The organism is Alcanivorax sp. 97CO-5, assembly GCF_000524665.1.
GTDB lineage: Bacteria > Pseudomonadota > Gammaproteobacteria > Pseudomonadales > Alcanivoracaceae > Alcanivorax > Alcanivorax borkumensis.
In genome coordinates this window covers 1-23258 of the sequence record NZ_KI965879.1, presented here as the reverse complement: position 1 = coordinate 23258, position 23258 = coordinate 1, and the positions used below count along the sequence as shown (strand labels likewise).

The 23258-nt window shown below is 53.8% G+C and carries 21 protein-coding genes; 15 read left to right on the top strand and 6 right to left on the bottom strand.

Features of this window, described 5'->3' with window-relative positions:
- Positions 1-80 precede the first annotated feature (80 nt).
- Together Y017_RS03445 and Y017_RS03440 are read left to right on the top strand one after the other, a co-directional pair.
- On the top strand, positions 81-968 hold the full coding sequence (locus Y017_RS03445) for an alpha/beta hydrolase (RefSeq protein ID WP_035458948.1): 888 nt from the start codon (positions 81-83) through the stop codon (positions 966-968).
- A 586-nt stretch (positions 969-1554) separates the two neighbouring features.
- Positions 1555-3054 (top strand): NAD(P)/FAD-dependent oxidoreductase, encoded by a 1500-nt coding sequence (locus tag Y017_RS03440; RefSeq protein ID WP_011587578.1) that lies wholly within the window; start codon positions 1555-1557, stop codon positions 3052-3054.
- A gap of 193 nt (positions 3055-3247) precedes the next feature.
- On the opposite strand, the gene Y017_RS03435 is transcribed toward Y017_RS03440, so the two are convergent.
- From Y017_RS03435 to Y017_RS03425, 3 genes are all read right to left on the bottom strand, one after another.
- Entirely contained in the window at positions 3248-4213 is a 966-nt protein-coding gene (locus Y017_RS03435) for a nitronate monooxygenase family protein (protein ID WP_011587579.1), read from the bottom strand.
- 155 nt (positions 4214-4368) lie between these two features.
- Positions 4369-4863 carry a DUF4282 domain-containing protein gene (locus Y017_RS03430; RefSeq protein WP_011587580.1) on the bottom strand — a complete coding sequence of 165 codons (495 nt, stop codon included), beginning with the start codon at positions 4861-4863 and terminating at the stop codon, positions 4369-4371.
- Positions 4864-4917: 54 nt separating this feature from the next.
- Positions 4918-5538, bottom strand: a complete 621-nt coding sequence (locus Y017_RS03425; RefSeq protein WP_035458946.1) for a TetR/AcrR family transcriptional regulator — start codon at positions 5536-5538, stop codon at positions 4918-4920.
- Positions 5539-5652: 114 nt separating this feature from the next.
- On the opposite strand from Y017_RS03425, the gene Y017_RS03420 reads away from it, so the two are divergent.
- The 4 genes from Y017_RS03420 (at position 5653) to Y017_RS03405 (ending at position 11265) form a co-directional block, all read left to right on the top strand.
- A complete protein-coding gene (locus tag Y017_RS03420; RefSeq protein WP_011587582.1) occupies positions 5653-6486 on the top strand; it encodes an SDR family oxidoreductase in 834 nt (277 codons plus the stop codon).
- A gap of 53 nt (positions 6487-6539) precedes the next feature.
- The gene (locus Y017_RS03415) at positions 6540-7466 is read left to right on the top strand and encodes a reductase (RefSeq protein WP_035458944.1); all 927 of its coding nucleotides are present in this window, start codon (positions 6540-6542) and stop codon (positions 7464-7466) included.
- Positions 7467-7536: 70 nt separating this feature from the next.
- Positions 7537-9090 carry an NAD(P)/FAD-dependent oxidoreductase gene (locus Y017_RS03410; RefSeq protein WP_035458942.1) on the top strand — a complete coding sequence of 518 codons (1554 nt, stop codon included), beginning with the start codon at positions 7537-7539 and terminating at the stop codon, positions 9088-9090.
- 264 nt (positions 9091-9354) lie between these two features.
- Positions 9355-11265: a choice-of-anchor I family protein gene (locus Y017_RS03405; protein WP_035458941.1), complete on the top strand. Its 1911-nt coding sequence runs from the start codon at positions 9355-9357 to the stop codon at positions 11263-11265.
- Between the two features lie 91 nt (positions 11266-11356).
- Here the strand turns inward: Y017_RS03405 and Y017_RS03400 are convergent, their stop codons facing one another.
- Complete coding sequence (locus tag Y017_RS03400) at positions 11357-11668, bottom strand: DUF1244 domain-containing protein (protein ID WP_011587586.1); 312 nt, start codon at positions 11666-11668, stop codon at positions 11357-11359.
- Between the two features lie 113 nt (positions 11669-11781).
- Complete coding sequence (locus Y017_RS03395; protein WP_035458939.1) at positions 11782-13365, bottom strand: ABC-F family ATPase; 1584 nt, start codon at positions 13363-13365, stop codon at positions 11782-11784.
- A gap of 198 nt (positions 13366-13563) precedes the next feature.
- Here Y017_RS03395 and Y017_RS03390 point away from each other — a divergent pair, with 198 nt between their 5' ends.
- The 6 genes from Y017_RS03390 to Y017_RS03365 all read left to right on the top strand — a co-directional run bounded on the left by Y017_RS03390 (position 13564) and on the right by Y017_RS03365 (position 19557).
- Positions 13564-14361, top strand: a complete 798-nt coding sequence (locus Y017_RS03390) for a hypothetical protein (protein ID WP_035458937.1) — start codon at positions 13564-13566, stop codon at positions 14359-14361.
- 83 nt (positions 14362-14444) lie between these two features.
- Entirely contained in the window at positions 14445-14849 is a 405-nt protein-coding gene (locus Y017_RS03385) for a thioesterase family protein (RefSeq protein ID WP_035459078.1), read from the top strand.
- Positions 14850-14935: 86 nt separating this feature from the next.
- On the top strand, positions 14936-15961 hold the full coding sequence (hemH, locus tag Y017_RS03380) for a ferrochelatase (protein WP_011587590.1): 1026 nt from the start codon (positions 14936-14938) through the stop codon (positions 15959-15961).
- Positions 15962-16097: 136 nt separating this feature from the next.
- The gene (locus Y017_RS03375; protein ID WP_155849241.1) at positions 16098-17714 is read left to right on the top strand and encodes a hypothetical protein; all 1617 of its coding nucleotides are present in this window, start codon (positions 16098-16100) and stop codon (positions 17712-17714) included.
- 112 nt (positions 17715-17826) lie between these two features.
- Complete coding sequence (locus tag Y017_RS03370; protein ID WP_155849240.1) at positions 17827-18363, top strand: hypothetical protein; 537 nt, start codon at positions 17827-17829, stop codon at positions 18361-18363.
- A 93-nt stretch (positions 18364-18456) separates the two neighbouring features.
- Complete coding sequence (locus Y017_RS03365; protein ID WP_035458933.1) at positions 18457-19557, top strand: hypothetical protein; 1101 nt, start codon at positions 18457-18459, stop codon at positions 19555-19557.
- Positions 19558-19609: 52 nt separating this feature from the next.
- Here the strand turns inward: Y017_RS03365 and Y017_RS03360 are convergent, their stop codons facing one another.
- The gene (locus tag Y017_RS03360; RefSeq protein ID WP_011587592.1) at positions 19610-20626 is read right to left on the bottom strand and encodes an isocitrate dehydrogenase; all 1017 of its coding nucleotides are present in this window, start codon (positions 20624-20626) and stop codon (positions 19610-19612) included.
- Between the two features lie 429 nt (positions 20627-21055).
- Between Y017_RS03360 and Y017_RS03355 the strand changes: the two genes are divergently transcribed.
- The 3 genes from Y017_RS03355 (at position 21056) to Y017_RS03345 (ending at position 23253) form a co-directional block, all read left to right on the top strand.
- Positions 21056-22054 carry an ABC transporter ATP-binding protein gene (locus Y017_RS03355; RefSeq protein WP_011587593.1) on the top strand — a complete coding sequence of 333 codons (999 nt, stop codon included), beginning with the start codon at positions 21056-21058 and terminating at the stop codon, positions 22052-22054.
- The gene (locus Y017_RS03350) at positions 22051-22812 is read left to right on the top strand and encodes an ABC transporter permease (protein ID WP_011587594.1); all 762 of its coding nucleotides are present in this window, start codon (positions 22051-22053) and stop codon (positions 22810-22812) included. Before Y017_RS03355 ends, Y017_RS03350 begins: the two co-directional genes overlap by 4 nt.
- 99 nt (positions 22813-22911) lie before the next feature.
- The gene (locus Y017_RS03345) at positions 22912-23253 is read left to right on the top strand and encodes a bestrophin family protein (protein WP_231483369.1); all 342 of its coding nucleotides are present in this window, start codon (positions 22912-22914) and stop codon (positions 23251-23253) included.
- Positions 23254-23258: the final 5 nt, after the last annotated feature.

Here is a 23258-nt window from a genome sequence, read left to right as displayed (position 1 = left end):
GTGAGCCCCTCTCCGGCACGGGGTTCAGAGTGTCCTGCGCTTTCATTATTAGTGTTAGCAGGCCAAACAAGGAGTTTCCCATGAGTGCAATGCGTGAATTACGTTTCGTTAGTGACGGGCAATCCTGCCGGGGCGATCTGTATTTGCCTGAAGGCGAGGGGCCTTTTCTGACAGTGGTCATGGGCCACGGTTTTGGGCTTACCAAGGAATGCGGGTTGGCGCCGTTTCGCGATGCTTTTGTGCAGGCCGGTTATGCCGTGTTCCTATTCGATTACCGCCATTTTGGTGAAAGCGAAGGAATGCCCCGCCAGGTGTTGTTGCCCTATCGTGAAGTGGCTGATTGGCAGGCGGCGCTGGCCTGTGTGCGCAAGCTAGATGAAGTGGATAACCAGCGCATCGTTTTGTGGGGTACCTCCTTTGGTGGTGGTTTGGTCACTGTGGTGGCGGCCCGGGAGCCGGTGGCGGGTATTATTGCGCAGTGTCCGATGATGGACGGCATGGCGTCAGTGTTGGAGGTGATTCGTTATGCGGGTGTGGGGCAGGCGTTGAAGATGACCGGTATTGGTCTGTGGGACCTGGCCAGCAGTGCATTGGGGCTGGGGCCTAAAATGTTGCCCTCGGCAGGGCGCCCCGGTGAGCTGGCGGCTATGTCCAGCGACGACGCCTATGATGGGTACACCGCGTTGATGCCGGCCCACGTGCCTAACGAGGTGGCCGGGCGGGTTGCGCTGGCGCTGCCGCTATTTCGGCCTGTGGCCCAGGCCAGTAAGGTCACTTGCCCGGCGCTGATCCTTATTTGCGAAACCGATACGGTGGCGCCGGCATCGGCGGCAGAAAAAGCGGCTGCAGCGATGGCTCGAGCCAGCGTGAAACGTTATCCGGTGGGACATTTTGATGTCTACCAAGGCGAGGCCCGGGAGATCAGCCTGGCGGATCAGTTGGCGTTTTTGCGGGATGTTGAAAGCTAAAAGTTAAAATGGCGTTGTAACGGGCGGCTCAATGAAAGCAGAACCGTTGTCTGATCCAGTGACAGCGGATTGGCATACATGCTCGCGCGGGTGACCCTCCGAGCAGACCCCAGTTGGCGGAGGCCGGACCCTCACGGCTCAAGCCGATCAGTGCTGAACAGGAAACGGGAATCTGGAGCTAATCTATGGCGCCGTCTGAAAGCCCTTAGGTCTTGAGCGTGAGCTATTAGCTGCGCCGGGTTGTGAATGCTAGGCGTGGTGGGGTGCCCGGAATACGCGGCTAAGGGCAACCTGATTTAGTCCTGCAAGCAGAATGACCTAGAATGAGGCGGCCGGGCGCGATTAAAACCTAGGCCCTGGTATCGGGCTGAATGGTGACTCAAGCCCAATGTTTATAACGGTTACAGCGAGATGGCCGTCTTTAGCGGCACTTTCCTTCGGCGCTAAAGCCAATTAACGGCCCGTTTGGGCCTTTTCTCATACCCTCTAGTGCGGCTATTCTGTCCGCCATTAAAACGTGCCATTGATCGATGTCAATGTTTGCGCTGAGAGAATCGGGCAGCCTGAGAGGCTGGAGGTAAAGTATATGTCTAATAAACACGTTGATGTATTGATCGTTGGCGCCGGCCTTTCCGGCATTGGTGCCGCTTGCCATTTGACTCGCAAGGCGCCGAATCGCACCTATGCGATCCTGGAGCGCCGCGAACGCATCGGTGGCACCTGGGACCTGTTCAAGTATCCCGGCATCCGTTCTGATTCCGATATGTTCACACTAGGCTACAACTTTCGCCCTTGGACCGAACCCAAGGTGCTGGCGGACGGCAACTCTATTCGCCAGTACGTGGAAGACACTGCGGAAGAGTACGATGTGAAAAAACATATACGCTTTGGTCGCAAGGTGATCAAGGCGAATTGGTCCAGTGCCGATAACCACTGGGCGGTGGAAACCACCAACGAGAAAACCGGTGAGCAAGAAACCTTTACCGCTAACTTCCTGTTCTCATGCGGTGGTTACTATAACTATGACGAAGGCTATAAGCCGGACTTCCCCGGTGAGAAAGACTTTAAAGGCCAAGTCATTCATCCTCAGCACTGGCCGGAGAATTTGGACTATAAAGGCAAGAAAGTGGTGGTGATTGGTTCCGGCGCTACCGCCGTAACGCTGGTGCCTGCAATGGCTAAAGAAGGTGCAAAAGTCACCATGTTGCAGCGCTCGCCAACCTATATCGCCACCGTACCGGAAGTGGATCAAATCTCGGTGGGCATGCGCCGGTTTATGCCGGAGATGATGGTTTACCGGTTAACCCGTGCGCGTAATATTGGCCTTCAGCGTATGGTGTTTAAATTGTCCACACAGCGCCCCAAGCTGGTCCGCCGTGCGCTGTTGGCTGCGGCCAAACGACAGCTAGGTGATGACGTGGATATGGCGCATTTCCGGCCCCATTATAACCCTTGGGACGAGCGTCTGTGTGCAGTGCCCAACGGCGATTTGTTCAAGACCGTGCGCAATGGCGATGCTGAGATTGTGACCGATCACATCGAACGTTTCACTGAAACAGGGATCTTGCTCAAGTCTGGCAAGGAGTTGGATGCGGATATCATTATTACTGCGACGGGGCTGAACCTTCAGATGCTTGGGGGGGTAAAAAGCACCATTGATGGTAAGCCGGTGGAGCCACGCGAATCGCTGGTTTACAAGGGCATGATGTTGCGGGACGTGCCGAATATGGCGCTAGTGTTTGGTTACACTAACTCGTCTTGGACTCTGAAAGCCGACTTGGTCTGCGAGTATGTTTGCCGCTTGCTAAACCATATGGAAAAAACCGGTGCCCAGACAGTGATTCCCCGTGACAAGGATAATTGCATTACCGACGATAACTTCCTCGGCATGCAATCGGGTTACATTCAGCGTGCCAATGATCGGCTGCCGCGCCAGGGTTCAAAGGAGCCGTGGAAGGTGGTGCAGAATTATATGGTTGATTTGCCCAAGCTGCGTTTGGGCGCCATTGATGACGGGTTCCTTGAGTTCGATAACTATCAGCCGGTGAAAAAGAAAGGGCTGGTGGCGTCGTTGTTGGGTGCTTGAGCTGAAAGCTGAAAAAAAGCGCCATTTACGGTGCTGTTACCCTAGTAGGCATGGACAGCGGGCCTAGCTAGGGCCAGCACTAAAAAGGCCGCATCCTGAAAAGGGTGCGGCCTTTTTAGTGCTGCTATCTGTTAATGAGGGCAGAGCTTATGGCGAATAATCGCCAAGCTTTAGCGCCTCTTTTAACGTTTAACTATTTCCAAGGTAAAGCATTAATCCGTTGGCGTGCGGCTGAGTATTCTCGCTTCAGGCGGTCGACCAGATCTGCTGCTGGGCCTATTTTCTTCACCGCACCGATACCCTGACCGCTACCCCAGATGTCTTTCCAGGCTTTGGAGCTGCCATCGCCGAAGTCCATTTTTGACGGATCGCTTTCCGGTAGGTTCTCCGGATCCAGACCCGCGGCTTCGATGGACCCGCGCAGGTAGTTACCGTGCACGCCAGTGAACAGGTTGGAATAAACAATGTCGCTGGCGCCGCTGTCCACAATGGCTTGTTTGTAGCGCTCATCCGCATTCGCTTCATCGGTGGCAATAAAGGCGGAGCCGATATAGCCCAAGTCTGCGCCCATGGCTTGAGCAGCGAGAACGGCGTCCCCGGTGGCGATCGCACCGGAGAGCAGCAGTGGCCCGTCGAACCACTCACGAATTTCCTGCACCAGGGCCAGCGGGGAGAGGGTGCCTGCATGGCCGCCCGCGCCAGCGGCCACAGCGATCAGGCCATCAGCACCTTTCTCTATGGCTTTTTTGGCGAAGAAGTTATTGATGATGTCGTGGAATACCAGTCCGCCATAACTATGAATGGCTTCGTTCACATCCACTCGTGCGCCCAGTGAGGTTATTACGATAGGCACCTTGTACTTCACACATAGCTCCAGATCATGCTCCAGCCGATTGTTGGATCTGTGCACAATCTGGTTTACCGCGAATGGGGCCGCAGGCTTGTCAGGGTTGGCCTGGTTCCAGGCATCGAGCTCTTCGGTAATGCGCTTGAGCCATACTTCCAGCTCTTCTGCGGGACGAGCGTTCAGGGCGGGAAAAGAGCCGACAATGCCGGCTTTGCACTGGGCGATCACCAGCTCCGGGTTGGACACAATGAACATGGGGGATGCCACAACGGGTAGCTGCAGGCTGTTTTGCAGGGAGGCAGGTAGGGCCATGGGAACTCCTCATCTCACAAGGTGAGCGCCACCGAAAAAAGTGGGACGCTTTCAGGAGCATAATAGTGCGGTATACATGTGGCGATGTCAGCACCGAAAACGACAATCTGTGGGTTGATGTGGACGTGAATGAGGGCGGATGCGGCTTGCGAACGTCAGGCGTCAGGCGTTCGACGCCGCAATGCATTGAGCAGGCGGCTGGGTAAGCCCGCGGAGCGTAGCAACGGGCGGGCGTGCATCAGTGTTTCATGGATATCGGTTACATGCCCGCTCAATTCGTCTACATGATTGGTAATGCCGTCAACACGTACTGATAAGTCTGCTACCTGGCCGGGGAGGGCGTCCATGCGTTCGATGATGCGCATGATGCGGTGGGCCATAATCATGTATTCCAGTGCCGCGCGGATCACCGCCACCATTACCACAAAGGCAAGTGGTGCAATAACGGCGGCAATAATGCCGGCCAGCGTAGAGAACCAAAAGCACAAGCCAACTACGCTAACGACCACAATCAGTGCGCCAGCAATCAGCAGAAGATAGAACAGCGGCATCAGCTGCATGGTCAGATAGCGGTTGAAACGCCAATCCGCCAGGTTGGGAATACGAGGGGGCGGCCCAGGTGGTGGCGTTTCCGACTTGGGTGTCTGCATGGTGCCTCCTGATTTTATTATTATTTATGGTGTTCGTTTTTGAGTCGTGCGGCGCTATTGCGTGGCGTTGCTGGCGCCCAGTTTGTGTTCCGCATAACTGGCAAGAAAGTCTCCGAACACCGTGGTCAGTTCCTCGAAACTCTGGGTTGGTTTTTCTTCCGAGAGATGGCGTACCACGGTGAAAACCCCGCCGTTGATATAAAAATAGGACACCGCCGGAATATTAGGCATACGCAACAGCTCCGGGTGGTGCATCAGGTATTGAGTAAACAGGTCCAACAGGGCGCGATTGATGGGCTCCAGATGCATCACCATGTCTTGGCTGAAAGCGTGGCGTGCACAGTTCAGATACAGCTGGCGATTTTCTTCAAGAAAATCGCGAAAGGTAAACAGCAGCTTACTCACTGCATCGCGGATATTCATCCGTACCAGTTCCGGAGTCAGCGGCTTAATCATGGCCACGGTATCGTCCACGAAACGGGCGCCGGCGGCTTTCAGTATGGCGTCCTTGTCCTCGAAATACTCATATAAAGAGCCCACGCCGATGCCGGCGATGTCGGCAACTTGGCGTGTTGTGGTGGCCGATGGCCCCTGCTGGGCAATCGAGATTAGGGCGGCCTCGACGATAGCATCGACGGTGGCTTTGGAGCGCTGTTGTTTGGGTTTGCGAGCCATAATGATTTCCGAGTTGAATCCGAACAAGCATTCGATCTACTGTCACATTAGAGGATGTAACAATAAACCGTTGCCTTGATGCAATGGCTATTTTGACTTGATGGAGCAGACGGCATGTTTGGTCGTAATAAAACCATTAGCGCGAATGCCTCCGCTGTTGTCACCGGGGCAGGAAGCGGCATAGGCCGTGCGTTTGCCGAAGAGCTGGCTCGGCGCAATGGGGCGGTGGTCTGTGCGGATATCAATCTGGGGACCGCCCAGGAAACGGCTGACCGCATTGTCAGCACGGGCGGGAGGGCGTGGGCGGTGCAGTGCGACGTCAGTGTCCAAGCAGAGGTAGAAGCGCTGGCCGAACAAGCAGATGCGCTGCTCCCAGAGCCGGTGAATCTGGTGATCAATAACGCGGGCGTAGGCGTGGGCGGCAAACCGGTAGGCGAGACTTCCATGGACGATTGGCACTGGACCATGGGCATTAACCTATGGGGTGTGATCCATGGTTGCCACGTTTTTGCACCGAGACTCAAGGCGCAAGGGTACGGTGGGATTATCAATGTGGCCTCTACGGCCAGTTTTGCGGCGGCCCCGTTGATGGGGCCCTACAACGTGACCAAGGCAGGGGTGTTGGCGCTGTCAGAGACACTGGCAGCCGAAACTTCCGGCACCGGCGTTAACGTAACGGTGCTATGTCCTACAGTGGTAAACACCAATATTTTCACCACTGGCCGGATCGATGCCGGGATCACGCCGCTGATGAACAGACTTGTGGAGCTTACTGGCGTGCCCGCCGAAGGTGTCGCGCTCACCACTCTCAAGGCTTTAGATCGCGGGCAGCTTTATGTGCTGCCGCAAATGGATGCACGAATGATCTGGCGGGCGAAGCGTTATCTGCCCTCCGTCTATACCCGTGGTGCCGGGCTGCTCAGCCGCTTGGCGTCCGCAAAAGCATAAACCGAATGCCGTTAAACGGCTTCAAAGCCGTATCGCAATAACAGGAGAGCATCATGGCTTCTATCGATTTGGAAAAAATGTTGGCAAAGATTCAATCCACCCAGTGGGCCCTGTCAGATATCGACTGGGATGCTCCCGGCGCGGAGCTGATTACCGAAGAACAATGGCCCAAGCTGAAAGCTTTCATGGCTGATGTGATGTGGATTGAGCACGTGGGCGCCAGGGCCTTTGCCGCCATGGCTAAGAAAGCGCCCACAGAAACCTTGCGTCAAATCTATACCTACTTTCACGCGGAAGAGCAGCGCCATGCCAATGTCGAAATGGCACTGATGAAACGTTGGGGGATGCTCGAGGGAGAAGGTATTCCCGAACCTAATATCAACTTACGATTGGCGATTGAGTGGCTGGATCGTTACAGCGATGAGATGCCGATTTATGTGTTGGGCACAATGGTGCCGATGCTAGAAATTGCTCTGGATGGTGCCTTGTGTACCTTCCTGCTGGAGACCGTAAAAGACCCGATTTGTCATCAGGCCTTTGAAAAAATCAATGACGACGAATCCCGTCATTTGGGCGTCGGCTTTAGCGTGATGGAAATGCAGGGGCGCGGGAAGACCTTTATTGGTGCCGCCAAAATGCTGGCCCCCTTGCTGAATCCTCGCCTGTTGTTAGGCATGGCCTCCTATCTGCCTTTGCTCAACAAGATGCGCGACAACATTATTGGTATGGGGCTGCCGGAAGAGCGCCTGTATGCCGCGATGGCCAAATTCGAAACAATTGGTGGGCGTACCGAAGATGGCCGTCGTAACCCTTGGTATCAGTTGGTCCGTCACCACGCCAAACTTATGGTAGATCGCAATAAACGTGTTTATCACGTACCCGTGGATGGTCTAGTCAAGTTGACCGGAATGATACCGCCCCGGATGCTGCCTGCTGTGCCTTCCTGGGTGAATGAGCTGACTTATCACCCCACTGCTTGATGTTACCGAAGACCACCATCATGTGCCTGGCAGATGATGGTGGTCTCCTGCTTTTTGATGAGATTTTGTTATGACTGCATCCCCTACTTCCCCTAAAAAGGCCGTTCGCAAATCGGCTTCCCGTCAGCGTTCTTCCTCAACGAAAGAGCCGGCGGTAACAAAAACACCAGTGATAAAACCGGCCTCGGTCCTGATTGTGGGCGCGGGGTTTGCCGGCCTAGGGATGGCCATTCGTCTCAAGCAGGCCGGTATTGAGGATATCGTGATTCTGGAACGAGCCAACGCGGTGGGCGGCACCTGGCGAGACAATCAATACCCTGGGGCCGCTTGCGACGTTCCCTCCAATCTCTATTCGTATTCTTTTGCGCCCAACCCGAACTGGTCACGGAGCTTCTCGGGCAGCGAAGAAATCCTGGGTTATATCCAGCATCTGGTGGCTGAGTTCGAGTTGGAGTCGTACATTCGTTTCGAGAAAAACGTGCAAGAGCTGTCTTTTGATGAAAAGAAAGGCACCTGGACCGCCACGACGGATAAGGGGGAGCAGTTTGCTGGGCGGGCCGCAGTGATGGCTCAGGGGCCCTTGTCGAACTGCAGTTTCCCGGCGATTACTGGTATTGAGGATTTCAAGGGCCACAAGATTCACAGCGCCCGCTGGGATCATGAGTACGATTTTACCGGCAAGAAAGTGGCTGTCATTGGTACCGGTGCCAGCGGTATCCAAATCATTCCCGAACTGGTCAAACAGGCGGCCCACGTGAAGGTGTTTCAGCGCACTCCGGGCTGGGTTCTGCCGCGTCCTGATTTTGTCACTCCGGCCTGGAACAAAGCCCTTTTTCGCAAGTTGCCGGCCAGCCAGCAGGCCATGCGTAATCTTCTCTTCTGGACCCATGAAAGCATGGCGCTGGCGGTAATATGGAACTCGCCGCTGACCCGCGTTGCTGAACGGGTAGCGAAGATGCATCTACGCCGGCAAGTGAAAGACCGCTGGTTGCGTCGTCAGTTGACCCCGGATTTCACCATCGGCTGCAAGCGGGTGTTGGTCTCCAATGATTATTACCCTGCGTTGCAAAAAGACAATGCCAAACTGATTACCTGGCCCATTGCTCGCCTTAGTGAAAAAGGGATTCGTACGGTAGAAGGTATTGAGCATCAGGCCGACTGCATCGTGTTTGCTACGGGCTTCGATGTCAGCCATTCCGGCACGCCTTTCCCCGTTAAAGGGCGTAAGGGTCGGGTGTTGGGTGACGAGTGGCAAGGCGGTGCCCAGGCCTACAAGAGCATTAATGTGTCCGGTTATCCCAATCTCTATATGACCTTTGGGCCTAATTCTGGGCCCGGTCATAATTCCGCCCTGGTGTATATGGAGTCCCAGCTTGATTACGCGGTGAAAGGGGTGCAGAAAATTCTTCAGGAAGACCTGAAGATGCTGGATGTGAAAAAAGATGTTCAGCGTAAGCACAACCAGGCCATGCAGAAACGGCTGGCAAAAACTAACTGGAATTCAGGTTGCAAGAGCTGGTATCTCACCGAAGACGGCTTCAATGCCACCATGTACCCAGGGTTTGCCACTCAGTACGCGGCACAGATGGCCGCTTTTGAAGAGAACGATTACGAAACCGTCTGATGTGAATCAGCTTGGTTTCGCTCGGTAAACGCGGCCCTGCCTGGCAGGTGCCGCGTTTTTTATGCCGCATTGAAAGTTGTTGGATTACCCCTTCCAGGCTCTCTGTACCCTTGGGTCAATTCCCTCTGTGGAACGGTGCTCTGTCCGTGGCCGCCCGGTAGCTGTCATCAAGTCGTCATTTCACTGTCGTGCTGGCTTCATTCCTGCCCTGTAAAACCCTGTGAGCAATCCGTTTGGGGGATCTGCAGATAACAGGGGAAACCGATGAAGAATTTGTATCTGGGAGCTGGTGTCATTCTGGCGGCAACGCTGACGGCCTGTGGTGGCGACAGCAATCAGCCTGACGCGGTTGTGGATGAGGCGGTGCGCACACCGGACAGTATCAAGCTCTCCTATGTCAGTCGCTATTCCACAGGCAGTTTTGATGCCTCCGCTGCAGAAATCCCGGCTTATGATGCGGCAAGCCAGCGTTTGTTCGTAGTGAATGCGGAGCAGGGCGAACTGGATGTGCTGGACCTGAGTGACCCTGAGAGCCCGGTCAAGATCGATGCGATTAGTGTCGCAGGCATTGCGCCGGGCGCGGAAGTGAATAGCGTCGCTGCCAGCCATGGTTTGGTGGCGGTGGCCATTGAGGCGGAGCCGAAAACTGATAATGGCTTTGTGGCGTTGTATCAGGCCAGTGATTTGACCTTGCTGGGCAGCCAGCGGGTTGGCGCCCAGCCAGACATGGTGGCGTTTACCCCGGATGGAACCCGCGTGCTCACCGCCAACGAAGGCGAGCCCAGTGATGATTATCAAACAGACCCTGAGGGCTCTATCAGCATTGTAGATTTCAGTGATCCGTCCAACCCGGTGGTTAGTACTGCAGACTTCACGGCGTATAACGGCCAGGAAGAGAGCCTGCGTAACCAAGGGGTTCGCATTTATGGTCCGGGGGCATCCGCCGCGCAGGATCTGGAGCCGGAGTACATTGCGGTTTCAGCTGATGGCAACACAGCCTGGGTGACCCTGCAGGAAAATAATGCGCTGGCGAAAGTGGATATCGCCACAGCGACGATAACCGACATCGTTTCTCTGGGAGAAATTGATCGCAGCGTAGAAGGTAACGGGATTGATGCCAGCGATGACGATGAAGTTATCAATATCAGGACTTTTGCCGGTGTAGTGGGGCTGTACCTGCCGGACTCGATTCATGGCTATACCGTGAACGGCAAGACCTACCTGGTGACCGCCAACGAAGGGGATGCTCGGGCCTGGGGCGAAGACAATGAGGACTACTGGGGCGAAGAAGCGGATGCAAAGGTGGTGCCGCCGGTCGCTTGTGAGCCGGATGCTAGCCAGGGCTTTGTTGAAGAATTCCGCGTGAAGCATCTGGTGCATAACAGCGGGTTTGCCCGTCGTTGTGGCGATGATTTGCCGCCGCAGCTGAGCGCGTTGGCAGAGGGAGCCCTGTTGGATCCTGCGGTCTTCGGCTATTGCGGTGCCACAGCGGGCGATTCCGGCGATTGCCGTGAAGACGATGTGCTGGGGCGCCTGAACATCACCTGGACGATGGGCTACAAGACGGACGTCGATGGCCAACCGCTGAAATTCATGGCCAATGGTTCGCAGCCTGAAGGAGACGAGGTGGGTACGCATATCATGTACAACACGCTCTACAGCTATGGTGGTCGTTCGTTCTCCATTCGCGATGACAGTGGTGATCTGGTGTTTGATAGCGGCGATGCCATTGAGCAGTTTCTGGCCAGTGATACCTGCAAGTTGGGCTCCGAGCGATCAATCGATTGTGCCGACTATTTCAACAGCGGCCACGATGAAGGCAATGCCATAGACAGCCGCAGTGATGCCAAGGGGCCTGAGCCGGAAGGGCTGACCATCGGTCAGATTGGCGACAAGCATTTCTTGTTCTTGGGGCTGGAGCGCATGGGGGGCGTGCTGGTGTATGACATTACGGATCCGGCGGCGCCGGTCTATCAGGATTATTTGAACAGCCGTGAAACCTGGGATGTGGCTCCGGAAGCGGGCAACCTGGATGGGTATGGGGATCTGGGTCCGGAAGGGTTGGTGTTTATTTCGGCTGCGGATTCTGCCAACGGCAAGGCGCTGCTGGTGGTGGGGAACGAAGTCAGTGGCTCCACCGCCATCTATGAAGTGCAAAGTGTCTTCAGCGAATAAATCACGGCAATAAAATACAAGCCCTATGTGTTGTCAGGCGGCCTGCGGGCCGCCTTTTTGGGGCCGGGGAAATTCGTTTTGCTAAAGCAGCTTAGCGTTTACGGGCGGCTTGTTTGGCCTCAAAGGCTGCCAGTTGTGCCTCGCTGGCGGGTTTCTGGTAGAGCGTTTTCCATTCAGCGAAGGGCATGCCGTAGACGTATTCCCGTGCGCCGTCATAATCCAGTTCCACGCCTTGCTCCGTCGCCGCTTCCATTAGCCACTTAGCCAAACAATTACGGCAGAAATCTGCCTGAATCATCAGGTCGATATTTTGCACGTCTTTGTGTTCATCCAGATGCCGCAGCAGGTGGCGAAACGCAGCGGCTTCCATCTCGGTTTTGCTGGCTTGATCAATATCGGCCATTGGATTCTCCCGGTTCTGAAATCCCTATCTGGTGAGGCCCTTATAGAAGGGGGGGGCATAAAACGGCGGAAACGCCTTGCCGGCATTTCCGCTTTGCTGTTCTTTACGTGCCTTCAGGCCTCAATGCTCTTCAGATAATCATCGTAACTGCCGGTGAAATCACGCACTCCGTCCGGGGTGATTTCCAGAATGCGGGTGGCCAAGGAACTGACGAATTCCCGGTCGTGGCTGACAAAGAACAGTGTGCCTGGGTAGTTCTCCAGCGCTAGGTTGAGCGCTTCGATGGATTCCATGTCCAGATGGTTGGTGGGTTCGTCCAGTAACAATACATTGGGCTGAGTCAGCGTCAGCTTGCCGAACAGCATGCGGCCTTGTTCTCCCCCGGAAATCACCTTCACGGATTTCATTACTTCGTCGTTGGAAAACAGCATGCGGCCAAGCGCTGCACGGACTGCCTGCTCGCCATCGCTGGTCCATTGGGCCATCCAGTCGAACAGGATCATGTCCTGTTCAAAGTCATGGCTGTGGTCTTGAGCGAAGTAACCGAGGTCGGCGGCTTCCGCCCATTTTACGGTGCCGGTATCTGCGGTCAGGTCGCCGGCCAGGCAGCGCAGCAGGGAGGTCTTACCGATGCCGTTAGGGCCGATAATGGCTACCCGTTCGCCGGCCTCTACTTGCAGACTCAGGTCCTGGAACAGGGTCAGGTCATCGTAATGCTTGCCGAGCCCTTCTAGGGTTACCGCTTGGCGGTGTAGTTTTTTGCTTTGTTCAAAACGAATGTAGGGGCTAATGCGGCTGGAGGGTTTTACCTCTTCCAGCTGGATCTTGTCGATTTGCTTGGCCCGGCTGGTGGCCTGTTTGGCCTTGGAGGCATTAGCCGAGAAGCGGCTAACAAAGCTTTGTAGGTCAGCAATTTCTTTTTTCTTCTTGGCGTTATCTGCATACAGCCGATCACGGGCGGCGGTGGCGGCGGTCATATACTCGTCGTAGTTACCGGGGAACAAGCGGAGTTCACCGTAATCGAGATCCGCCATGTGGGTGCATACACTGTTCAGGAAGTGGCGATCGTGGGAGATAATAATCATGGTGCTAGAACGGGCCACCAAAATATCTTCCAGCCAGCGAATAGTATGGATGTCCAAGTGGTTAGTGGGCTCATCAAGCAGCAATACGTCCGGATCGGAGAACAGCGCTTGGGCGAGCAGCACGCGCAGTTTCCAGCCGGGAGCCACTGCTGTCATCGGGCCCGCGTGTTGCTCCTCGGGAATGCCAAGGCCCAACAGCAGATCCCCGGCACGGGCTTCGGCGGTGTAACCGTCCATTTCTGCGAACTGCATCTCCAGCTCCGCCACGCGCATGCCGTCTTCTTCGCTCATTTCCGGCAGGCTGTAGATACGGTCGCGTTCGGCTTTTACCGTGGCCAGCTCGGTATGCCCCATGATCACGGTGTCCAGAACCGTGTATTCTTCGAAGGCGAACTGGTCCTGGCGCAATTTACCAAGGCGATCATTGGAATCCAGCATGACCTGACCATTGCTGGGCTGCAGTTCGCCACCGAGAATCTTCATGAAGGTGGATTTGCCGCAGCCGTTGGCGCCGATTAGGCCGTAACGGTTGCCGTTGCCGAATTTGACGGAAACGTTTTCAAACAGTGGCTTGGCGCCGAACTGCATAGTGATGTTCGCGGTAGAAATCAAAGGACTATCCTGTAACGAGAGAGCGGCGGGGGCACGCCATCGACGGCTGCGGAGTACTCTCAGCAACCGGCGGGGAGAAAGAGGCGGCATTGTACCGGCTTGTCAGGCAAAACACAGTCCCGCCGGGCGGTATGGGTGGGGTGAAGAATTAAGCAAGAAGGCGCGTATTAAGCAGACAAACCAGGAAAGCGAGGGGCCATGACTATAAAATCCACCCTGATCGGGCTCGCCACGGGGTTGCTGGCGCTTTTGGCTGTTGGTTCTTGTAGCAATGATGGCAAGCAAGCGTATCTGCAGCAGCAGGTACGGCAGACCTTGCAGGATAACAACCTGAGCGTTTGGCGGGTGGATACTCTGACCGTGACGGGGCGCAATGAAGAGGGGCATGAGGACCATTCTGCTACCCATTACCTGTTTGATGTGGCTCTGCTGCTGCAGGAGGATCTGCAGCGGGTGCGTTATGCAGATGCAGATACTCGGGAACTGGTGGTGACGGCGGGGGCTCGGGCCGGGGAGCGAGCAGTGTTGCCCGGTGTGGCGAAAATTGAAGGCGAACAGACCGGACTGTTCGATAAGGACGATGTGATCCAGGCGCGGATTAGCCTGCCGCTTACGGACCTTCCTGCTGGCCTGCCGGTCTCCCTGTTGCGGCAGCGCTTCGCCGACTGGCAGCAAATAACCGTGGGTAGCGATGCTTACCAGTCCTTGCTCAATCGGCTGCGACGCTTGCTGCTGGATGAGCAGCGAGCCTTGATCGATGTCTCTGAGCGGTTGCGCCGTGCGCGCCAGCAGCTCTCGGTGCAGGATGAGGAGTTGCGGGAATTGGAAGAACGCGCGCAGCAATCCAGCGAAATGGGAGAGCCCATGGAGCGGGCCAGTGAGGGCATCGAGGCCTTAATGGCGCGGGTGGATCAGTTGCAGGTGGAGCAGTATTCCCAGGAAGAGGCCGTCGAGAAATTGCGAGCGGACTTGGATCATCTGCAAGGCGTTCCCTAAGTCCCGGCTCGTGATCATCAAGGCTTCGATTTATGGGAGGCTATGGGTATCATGGCGGCTTCTTTCCTGTATTGGATTCAGCCATGTTTGAACAAACCATTACCCCCCGCTTTTACGAGACCGATGCTTTTGGCCATGTGAATAATACGGTTGTCACTGGTTGGTTTGAAACCGGTCGTGCGCCGTTGTTTCGGCTTTTCGGTGACGCGGAAAATCCAGCATCAATGCCGTTGATTCTCGCCCGAGTGGAGGTCGATTTTGTCGCTCAGATTTACTATGGCAGTGACGTGATCCTGCGTGCAGCTATTGAGCGCATTGGCAACAGCTCCTTTGTGGTGATTCAGCAGGCATGGCAGAACGGGGCTCTGGTGGCCAGAGGGCGGGCCGTTCAGGTGTATTTTGACCACAAGACGCAGGCCTCAGCGCCGCTGCCCGATGATCTCCGTGACGCTTTAGCCCAGCACGAAGGCGAGCTACCAGAAAACTAATCGTTGCAATAGATAGGGCTTCATGGCGCTTTGAGGTGCTAGCGCTACACTAACGAATCAACATGTATTGCTGAGCGAGAATCAGGATGGCCTACAAGGGACAGGAAAACCTAGAGCACCTCAACCCCCGCAAGGTTGGTGTGCTCATTACAAACCTGGGAACCCCAGATGCGCCGGAAACAGGCGCCCTGCGCCGTTATCTGCGGGAGTTTCTTTCTGATCCCCGAGTGGTGGAGATTCCCCGCTTTATCTGGTTTTTCATCCTTAATCTGGTGATTCTGGTCATTCGCCCTCGTAAGTCTGCGGAAGCCTACAAAAGCGTGTGGACGGAAGAGGGCTCGCCGTTGTTGGTGTACAGCCTTGCCCAAGGGGAAGGTATTCGTCAGCGCTTGCAGAGTAAATATGGCGATGATGTGGTGGTGCGTGTGGCCATGCGTTACGGCAATCCGTCCATTGCCAGCCAGTTGCAGGCGTTTGAGGACGAGGGCATTCGTAAGCTGGTTGTGTTGCCGTTGTATCCGCAATATTCCGGTTCCACCAATGGCTCTACCTTTGATGCCGTGGCCCAGGATTTTATGGGCCGACGCTTGCTGCCTGATCTACGCTTTATTAGCCATTACCCGGATTACCCGCCCTATATTCAAGCCATGGCTGAGCATATTCGTGCCTACCGAGAAAAGAACGGTAGTGCGGACAAGTTAGTATTTAGCTTTCACGGTGTGCCGAAACGCTTTTTGCTCAAGGGCGATCCATATTTCCATGAGTGCCACCAAACATCACAGTTGTTGGCCAAGGCGCTTGGGCTGAGTGATGGCCAGTGGATGACCACGTTCCAGTCCCGCTTTGGCGCAGAAGAGTGGCTGCAGCCCTATACTGATGCCACCATGAAATCCCTCCCCGGTGAAGGCGTGAAATCAGTACAGGTATTCTGCCCAGGCTTTTCTGCGGATTGCCTGGAAACCGTGGAAGAAATTGACCAAGAAAACCGTGAGTATTTTGAAGAAGCTGGCGGTGAGTCTTTTGCTTATATCTCCGCACTTAATGCTGAACCTGCCCACCTGGATGCTCTGGCCCAACTTGTTGAAGATAACCTGCAGGGCTTTCTGCCCTGACAGTCCACCCTAACAGGACTAGCAATGGGGTTGATACCCAAATTGGGGTATGCGATAGGCCGTCTCCTTTTGCTATTTTGTAATAGAGGTTCCCTGCCTTAGTGCGGGACCTCTATTGTGTCTGTTGTCGGGGTAAATGATGTTTAAATCCATTGCTTTCATTCTGATGTTGGCCGCGCAGCTACTGCTGGGTGGCTGTTCGACTACCTACCATGAAAATCTGGTTTCCGATCTTCAGAAGCAGGGGGACAACCCCTATATCGTTGAGCCTGAACTGAAAGATCTGGAGCAAAAGATACGAGCCATTGTCATGGCTGAGCGGTCACTGGCAGAGCCCTACCGCCTCACCTTCGATCCCCGTAATGAGGCGATCATTAGTTACTTTCAGGATCAATTCAGCAAGCAGGAAATGATGAAGACCATCAACTTGGTGCGTGCCGGATATGAAGCGGTGGTGGCTGCTCGGTATCCTAATGTCGGTTTAGAGGCGGGCTGTGCTTTGGTGGATAGTGGTGCTTTTGTGATAAGCAGTAAGGTGGCTGCGGACCAATTTGAATGGAGCTTTATCCATGGTGACTGTGTCGATGGTCTTGCCCATGGGGTCGGCAAGGCGATGGATGAAAAACACAATGCAGTCTTTGTCGGTAAATTTAACCAAGGGGTAATGGTTGAGGGAGTTTTCAACTTACTCCAAGAGGATGGCCGTGAGGTTATTCAGGTGGGGCAAGTCCCCGGCACTATGGAGAGTGCTCGCCTGCTCGTCACTGAAATTCGCAAAACGGGTTTTCAGTGGATTCGGTATGGCGATTTTAATGATAGCGGGGGAATAGATGGTTTTGCGGTAAGCATATGGGCCTTTACCAACACCATGGTCGTGAAGTCTATTGGCGGCGTTGAAAACAGTTTCTTAAGCGGTTTTGCTGCCAAGCAGGAACTGAAACCTTGGAAGAACGGCAAGATATGGAATGTGTGGATTGGTCATTTCATGGATGGGAATCTTAACGGTCCGGGGGCGTGGTCCAATGGAATGGCGCATTTAAGCGTTGGCTATTGGAAGGACGGTAGTCGTCACGGCAAGACCTACGGAGAATACGCCATGTCTGACGATAACAATGAAAGTTATGCGGGTATCTACGTTAATGGCGAGCGTGATGGGGCTTTCAGGGTGCAGAGACGAGCGCTGATCGGAAGTAGAAAAGGTGAATTCATAGAAATTTATGCTAACGGTGAATTGATCGATGATGGCATCGCTAAGAAGCCAAACCATGGCGATACCCTTGGCAAGTTTGTCGCGCTCGCGGGTGGTGCAGCCGTGATTGGGTCATCGGGGATTACAGATTCCGCAAAAGTGGATATTGGCACTGCCTTTGCAACTGATATATTGGCTGGCGGTAATGGTCAGAATATAAATGCAATGCGTCAGAGCATGGCTGGGGGGGCGGGAGCTGGGAGTAACGCTTCGACCGATAGTGACAAAGGTGTGTTCAGCTTTAGTTGCTACGATCCGGGCAATTTCATTTGCGTTGATTATACCCTTTATAGCCGCACTAAAAGTGAGCAATTTAAGGCGCAGTGCTCTCAGGGGAATAATAAGCTAGTTGCTAGTTGTGACAGTTCGACTCGGCAGGCAATTTGCAGCCATCAGAGCCCGGTAGGGAAAACCGATACCCATGACTACCTTTATGGTTCCGAGCCGGAGCAAGTAAAGCAAGCCTGCGTCTCCACGGGTGGACAGTTCAAAATGGTTGAGTGATTGGGTTTTGGTGAAAATGCATATACGTGTAGAGGTGCTGATGTGTTCCGTTTTTCTTGGGTATCGTTTGTTATCTATATTGTTATGGGCCTTTTTTAGGCTGAGTTAGTTTGTGTATTCTCGTGCTTTGGTGATGGCGCCCCTGTTGGGAGCGAAGTCTGGGGCAATATATAAAATTCATTTTTATCATGGTGACGGGCGGCCTAAGCACCAGCTTATGGCAGTGAGCGGCGCCCATAAAGGTAAGCAGATGAAGAAATGTTTTATAATTGCCGGCTTTCTTAGTGTGTGTGGTATGGCAAATGCTGAAACATATAACCTGCATTGCGAGGCGATCGGTTACGCATACAATTATGATAATGAGCAGTTTTTTGAGTCTAGAAAGGTGAGCTTCAATTATAAGACGACACGGGGATGTGTTCTCGATGGTGGGCGATCTTATATCGTAAATGAATGGCAATCTTATTTTAGTAGCGAAGTTCCTGATTACTTCAAATACAGCGTTGGAGTGAATTCAGATTGTGATTGTCATGATGAACCCGCTTCCGGTGTTTCGCGCAAGCATCAGGACTTTAAACGGGATTTCGTGAGGAAGAATTTTTCTGTCTCTCGGATGCGTGGGTTCCAACCGGAAGACAGAACGTTCTAAGCGGTTTTCTTATAGGGCGTTAAGCCTTGGTAGGTCAAAATGGCTGAGGAAGAAAGATGTGCATTTCATCTAGTGCCAAGATATGAGGGTGGCATGAAAAAGAAGTTTGTTATCTTTTTTCTATTTCTTTCGGTATTGAGCGGGTGTGGAACTATCAATGCCGAACGTAAAGCCTACATGACTGACTCCGTTTATGAAAAGGAGCGGTATCTTGGCGGCGATGTTTCTGAGCCTCGGTTCTCTCACTATGACCTGCGCGGCAAATATGATGTTTCCAAAGGATCATTGAAGGTCTATGTCGACCCGCTCGAGGTGTATACCCAGGAAAAAGAGCAGTTTGTCGTTCGTCAAGAGGTAACCTACAAAAGATATGGTCCCTACGGTTATAGCCCTGTTGGGTGTGCCTTTGGTGTGGTGACGGTTTTTCCCCTGCTTTTTGCAATCTTCGATGATAGCTATGCAAGGAACCTTAAGAAAAGTTGTTATAAGGTTTATGAGTGGAGAAAGAAAAATAACGATTTACCGGCGGAGCGTTTGGGAACCGAGGAGGTGGAGATAGTAGAGAGGAATTACACTGATTCTCAGGGGGGCCTCTACCTTCAGATTTATGCCAATGGAAAGCAGGTTAACCGACAGGGGCTGTCTGGGTTTAGTGGAAAAGAAAGGCGTGGCGCATACGTTTGGACGGTGAATGACTGGTTCGATTTCTCTCGATTGGACTCGGGCGCTAAGTTAAGGGTCGATATAACGAACATAAGAGGGTCGAAAACGTTATCCAAATCTATGGTGCTAACGAATGAGGAATCCGAGGCTCTTGTTTTCAACGGTAAATACGATGGCCTGGTTCAGTATTACTATGTGTGCTCAAAATGTAATGCTGATTTGCAAACGAATTATTATTCAGATGCTCAGCGAATTGTCTGGTTTTCTGGAATGTACAAATTCAAGGCTGACCGTGGATCAGACCTAGATCGAGTGGCTAGTTGTCTCGGGGAACGATTCAATACTACCGGAAGCAATGGTTACGTTACGTTGATGCGCGCTAACACGCCGGCGGAAGCTGCTAGAGAATGGCCCATGGCTTATCAGGCGTATGGGCGTGTTCAGCCAAATGGGCGTATTGATAAGCCGGGTATTGAAGATCTGCAGGCCTGCGCACGCTCGAAAAGGTTACAGGTAACGTTTGAGCAATAGCCCGGTTGCCGACGATGTCGGGCCACCGGGCGGGCACTCACTTTGGTGGCGGCTATTGGTTAGTGAGGTGGCGAATTAGCTCGTCGGTAAACTCGCTAGTGCTGGCGCGGCCCCCTAGATCTGGAGTCACTACTTCACCTTGGCCGACCACATGGCGTACCGTACGGCGCAGTTTCTTTGCCTTGTCGTGTTGCTCCATGTAATCAAGCATCATCGCCCCGGCCAGTAAGATGGCCGTGGGGTTGGCGATGCCTTTGCCGGCGATGTCTGGGGCGCTGCCATGCACCGCTTCAAATAGGCCGCCGTGTTCCCCGATGTTGGCCCCTGGGGCCACGCCCAACCCACCGATCAGCCCGGCACACAGGTCGGAGAGAATATCGCCGAATAGGTTGGTGGTGACCAGCACGTCGAAACGGTGTGGGTTCATGGCTAGCTGCATGGCGCAGGCGTCCACAATCATTTCTTCGTGTTCCAGGTTTGGGTAATCCTTGCGCACCTTGCGTGCCACATCTAGAAATAGCCCAGAGGTGGATTTCATGATGTTTGCTTTATGTACCACCGTGACCTTTTTTCGGCCTTGTTTGGTCGCCGTTTCATAAGCAAAGCGCAGTAAGCGTTCGGACTCAGTACGGGTGATACGGCTACGTAGCTCGGCGGTTTCGCCGTCGTCGCTGACGGTTTGCCCCAAACCAGAATAGATGCCTTCGATATTTTCTCGGATGGTCATGATGTCCACATTGTCATAGCGGGACTTCACGCCGGGAATGGAGAGGGCGGGGCGCACATTGGCGAACAGGTCAAAGGTCTTGCGAAGGGTGACGTTAACGGAAGTAAAGCCGCCGCCCACTGGCGTGGTGATGGGGCCTTTTAGGGCTAGGCGATTGCGACGTAGTATGGTGAGAGTCTCTTCGGGTACCAGTTCCAGCCCTTTATCCAGAGCGGTCTGTCCTGCGATGGCATATTCAAACTTGAGCCCGCAATCCAGTGCGTCCAGAACACGCACTGTGGAATCCACGATATCCGGCCCGATTCCGTCCCCGGGAATAACGGTTACGGTGTTCTCGTTCATATTGCCTCCTGATTGCGGTTGGTTAGGGTGAAACCGTAGTGTCCGAGTTTGTGCCGGACTGAGGGGTGGTCCCTATTCTGGCACGCTGGCGGGCAAGATGAAGTCCGACCTAAGTCGTGATGCTCGCGGTGTGAGCTCGGCTCTCGTGTTCAGGCTGGCAACAGCGCTGGCGTGGAGATCCTGCGCTGTTGCCCGGGTGGGCGGGCGCAGGAGGTCGCGCTGTATCGTGCTGCGCCGGACCTGATTGTGGTTCGCTATATTAGCACATCAGCGGTCTGCGCGGGGCCGTAGCGGTAATGACGTTGTCTGGGGTTTGATGCGAAGGGACTAGGGGCTCCAGAACGATGCGCCAAGGGCCTGCCGGGTGTGCATAATAGGCGCCTGAATTAATGCAAGTGGGCAGCCCTGATGTGCTGCCATTGAGGGAGAATGCGTGTGGATGCAGTGGTTTCGATCAAGAACCTGCACAAGACTTATCAATCCGGGTTTCAGGCGCTCAAAGGCGTGGATCTGGATATTCGCGCTGGCGAGATCTTTGCCTTGCTGGGGCCCAATGGTGCGGGCAAAACCACGCTGATCAGTATTATTTGCGGTATTGTTAATCCTTCTTCGGGTACGGTGCGGGCCGCAGGCCATGACATCATTTCCGAATTTCGTGCCGCAAGAAGTGCCATTGGGTTGGTGCCTCAGGAAATTTCCACGGATGCCTTCGAAACAGTTTGGGCAACGGTGAGTTTTAGTCGTGGCCTTTTTGGAAAACCGCGCAATGATGCCCATATCGAAAAAGTGTTAAAGGCATTGTCTCTGTGGGACAAGAAAGACAGCAAGATCATCACGTTGTCCGGTGGCATGAAACGTCGGGTGATGATAGCCAAGGCGCTGTCCCATGAACCCAGAATTTTGTTTCTTGATGAGCCCACCGCGGGCGTGGACGTGGAGTTGCGACGTGAAATGTGGGAAATGGTACGTCAGCTTCGTGAGCAAGGAGTCACTATCATCCTGACTACCCACTACATTGAAGAGGCCGAGGAAATGGCCGACCGAGTGGGGATTATCAGCAAGGGTGAAATTATTCTAGTGGATGAAAAATCGCGCCTGATGGAGAAGCTAGGCCGCAAACAGCTGATCGTGCATCTGTCTGAGCCATTGACGGCAGTGCCGGATGTGTTGGCAGGGCAGGAACTGGCGTTGGCCGATGAAGGCTTCTCACTGGTGTATAGCTACGATGCCAACCAGGAAAACACCGGCATTGCCGAACTGCTACGTCACCTGAACGAGCAGGGTATCGATTTCAAAGACCTGCACTCACGACAAAGTTCGCTGGAAGATATTTTTGTGGATCTAGTTCATAACGGTAAGCCTGGCGCTAGCCCGGTTTCGAATGGAGCCACCAGTGAAAAACCCAATGTACCGGGGGATGAAAAATGAATATTCACTCCATTCGCGCGATTTACAAATTCGAGATGGCGCGAACCTGGCGTACTCTGATGCAGAGTGTTGCATCACCAGTGATCTCCACATCGTTGTATTTTGTGGTGTTCGGGTCCGCCATCGGTTCACGTATGGTCGAGATTGATGGTGTTAGTTATGGCGCGTTTATTATTCCTGGGCTGATCATGTTGTCTCTGATGACGCAGAGTATTTCCAACGCGTCTTTTGGTATATACATGCCCACCTTTTCCGGCACCATTTATGAAGTGTTATCTGCTCCTGTGTCCTATGTGGAGATTGTGATCGGCTATGTGGGGGCTGCGGCTACCAAGTCGACGATTCTGGGGTTGCTTATTCTTCTTACCGCTCGATTATTTGTGGATTATGACGTGCAACATCCACTTTTAATGATCAGTTTTCTGTTGCTTACGGCAGTGACGTTCAGCTTGTTTGGCTTTGTTATCGGGGTGTGGGCAGATACGTTTGAGAAGTTGCAGATCATTCCTTTGATGATTATTACACCGCTGACCTTCCTGGGGGGCAGTTTCTATTCCATCGATATGTTGCCGCCGGTCTGGCAGACGGTGACTTTGTTCAATCCGGTTGTCTATTTGATTAGTGGATTCCGTTACAGCTTTTTCGGCGTCGCCGATGTACACATTGGTGTTAGCTTGGGTATGACGTTGTTTTTCCTGACCCTGTGCATGGGGCTGGTGTGGTGGATTTTCAAAACCGGTTATAAATTGAAGAGCTAAGTGAGTGAGTAAGCGCGGTTGCTAGTGGGGGTGCTCGCGCTACCGATTGGCTAGCGGCGCCGTTTGGCGCCAGCCCCGACATTTCTGCGGATTACTACCATGATCGTTCGAGAGCGTCCTAACGCTATTGCCCTATTGCTTGCCCTGCGAGGCTCGGTAGTGCCGGAAATTTTGCCGCATATTGCCTTTGTTGCGTTGTTTTCCGTGGCGGTTGCAGCGCTTAGCCACTATCAGCTGATTGGTTTGCAAAGTCTGACTATCATGCCGGTGACCCTGCTTGGAATCGTTTTGTCGATTCTGCTTGGTTTTCGCAACAATGCCTCTTATGACCGGTGGTGGGAAGCCAGGAAGCAGTGGGGGCAGATGGTTAATGAAATACGCAGCCTGGCTCGGGTTAGCGGTGCGCTGCTAGGGGAAGATGAATCGCCACCAGTTTGCTAGACACC

Coding starts and splice junctions, on each gene's coding strand:
- Y017_RS03365 (WP_035458933.1), top strand. CDS start 18,457: ATGAAAAAGAAGTTTGTTATCTTTTTTCTATTTCTTTCGGTATTGAGC.
- Y017_RS03420 (WP_011587582.1), top strand. CDS start 5,653: ATGTTTGGTCGTAATAAAACCATTAGCGCGAATGCCTCCGCTGTTGTC.
- Y017_RS03445 (WP_035458948.1), top strand. CDS start 81: ATGAGTGCAATGCGTGAATTACGTTTCGTTAGTGACGGGCAATCCTGC.
- hemH (WP_011587590.1), top strand. CDS start 14,936: ATGGCCTACAAGGGACAGGAAAACCTAGAGCACCTCAACCCCCGCAAG.
- Y017_RS03400 (WP_011587586.1), bottom strand. CDS start 11,668: ATGGCCGATATTGATCAAGCCAGCAAAACCGAGATGGAAGCCGCTGCG.
- Y017_RS03375 (WP_155849241.1), top strand. CDS start 16,098: ATGATGTTTAAATCCATTGCTTTCATTCTGATGTTGGCCGCGCAGCTA.
- Y017_RS03425 (WP_035458946.1), bottom strand. CDS start 5,538: ATGGCTCGCAAACCCAAACAACAGCGCTCCAAAGCCACCGTCGATGCT.
- Y017_RS03350 (WP_011587594.1), top strand. CDS start 22,051: ATGAATATTCACTCCATTCGCGCGATTTACAAATTCGAGATGGCGCGA.
- Y017_RS03360 (WP_011587592.1), bottom strand. CDS start 20,626: ATGAACGAGAACACCGTAACCGTTATTCCCGGGGACGGAATCGGGCCG.
- Y017_RS03430 (WP_011587580.1), bottom strand. CDS start 4,863: ATGCAGACACCCAAGTCGGAAACGCCACCACCTGGGCCGCCCCCTCGT.
- Y017_RS03415 (WP_035458944.1), top strand. CDS start 6,540: ATGGCTTCTATCGATTTGGAAAAAATGTTGGCAAAGATTCAATCCACC.
- Y017_RS03435 (WP_011587579.1), bottom strand. CDS start 4,213: ATGGCCCTACCTGCCTCCCTGCAAAACAGCCTGCAGCTACCCGTTGTG.
- Y017_RS03385 (WP_035459078.1), top strand. CDS start 14,445: ATGTTTGAACAAACCATTACCCCCCGCTTTTACGAGACCGATGCTTTT.
- Y017_RS03410 (WP_035458942.1), top strand. CDS start 7,537: ATGACTGCATCCCCTACTTCCCCTAAAAAGGCCGTTCGCAAATCGGCT.
- Y017_RS03405 (WP_035458941.1), top strand. CDS start 9,355: ATGAAGAATTTGTATCTGGGAGCTGGTGTCATTCTGGCGGCAACGCTG.
- Y017_RS03390 (WP_035458937.1), top strand. CDS start 13,564: ATGACTATAAAATCCACCCTGATCGGGCTCGCCACGGGGTTGCTGGCG.
- Y017_RS03355 (WP_011587593.1), top strand. CDS start 21,056: ATGCGTGTGGATGCAGTGGTTTCGATCAAGAACCTGCACAAGACTTAT.
- Y017_RS03345 (WP_231483369.1), top strand. CDS start 22,912: ATGATCGTTCGAGAGCGTCCTAACGCTATTGCCCTATTGCTTGCCCTG.
- Y017_RS03440 (WP_011587578.1), top strand. CDS start 1,555: ATGTCTAATAAACACGTTGATGTATTGATCGTTGGCGCCGGCCTTTCC.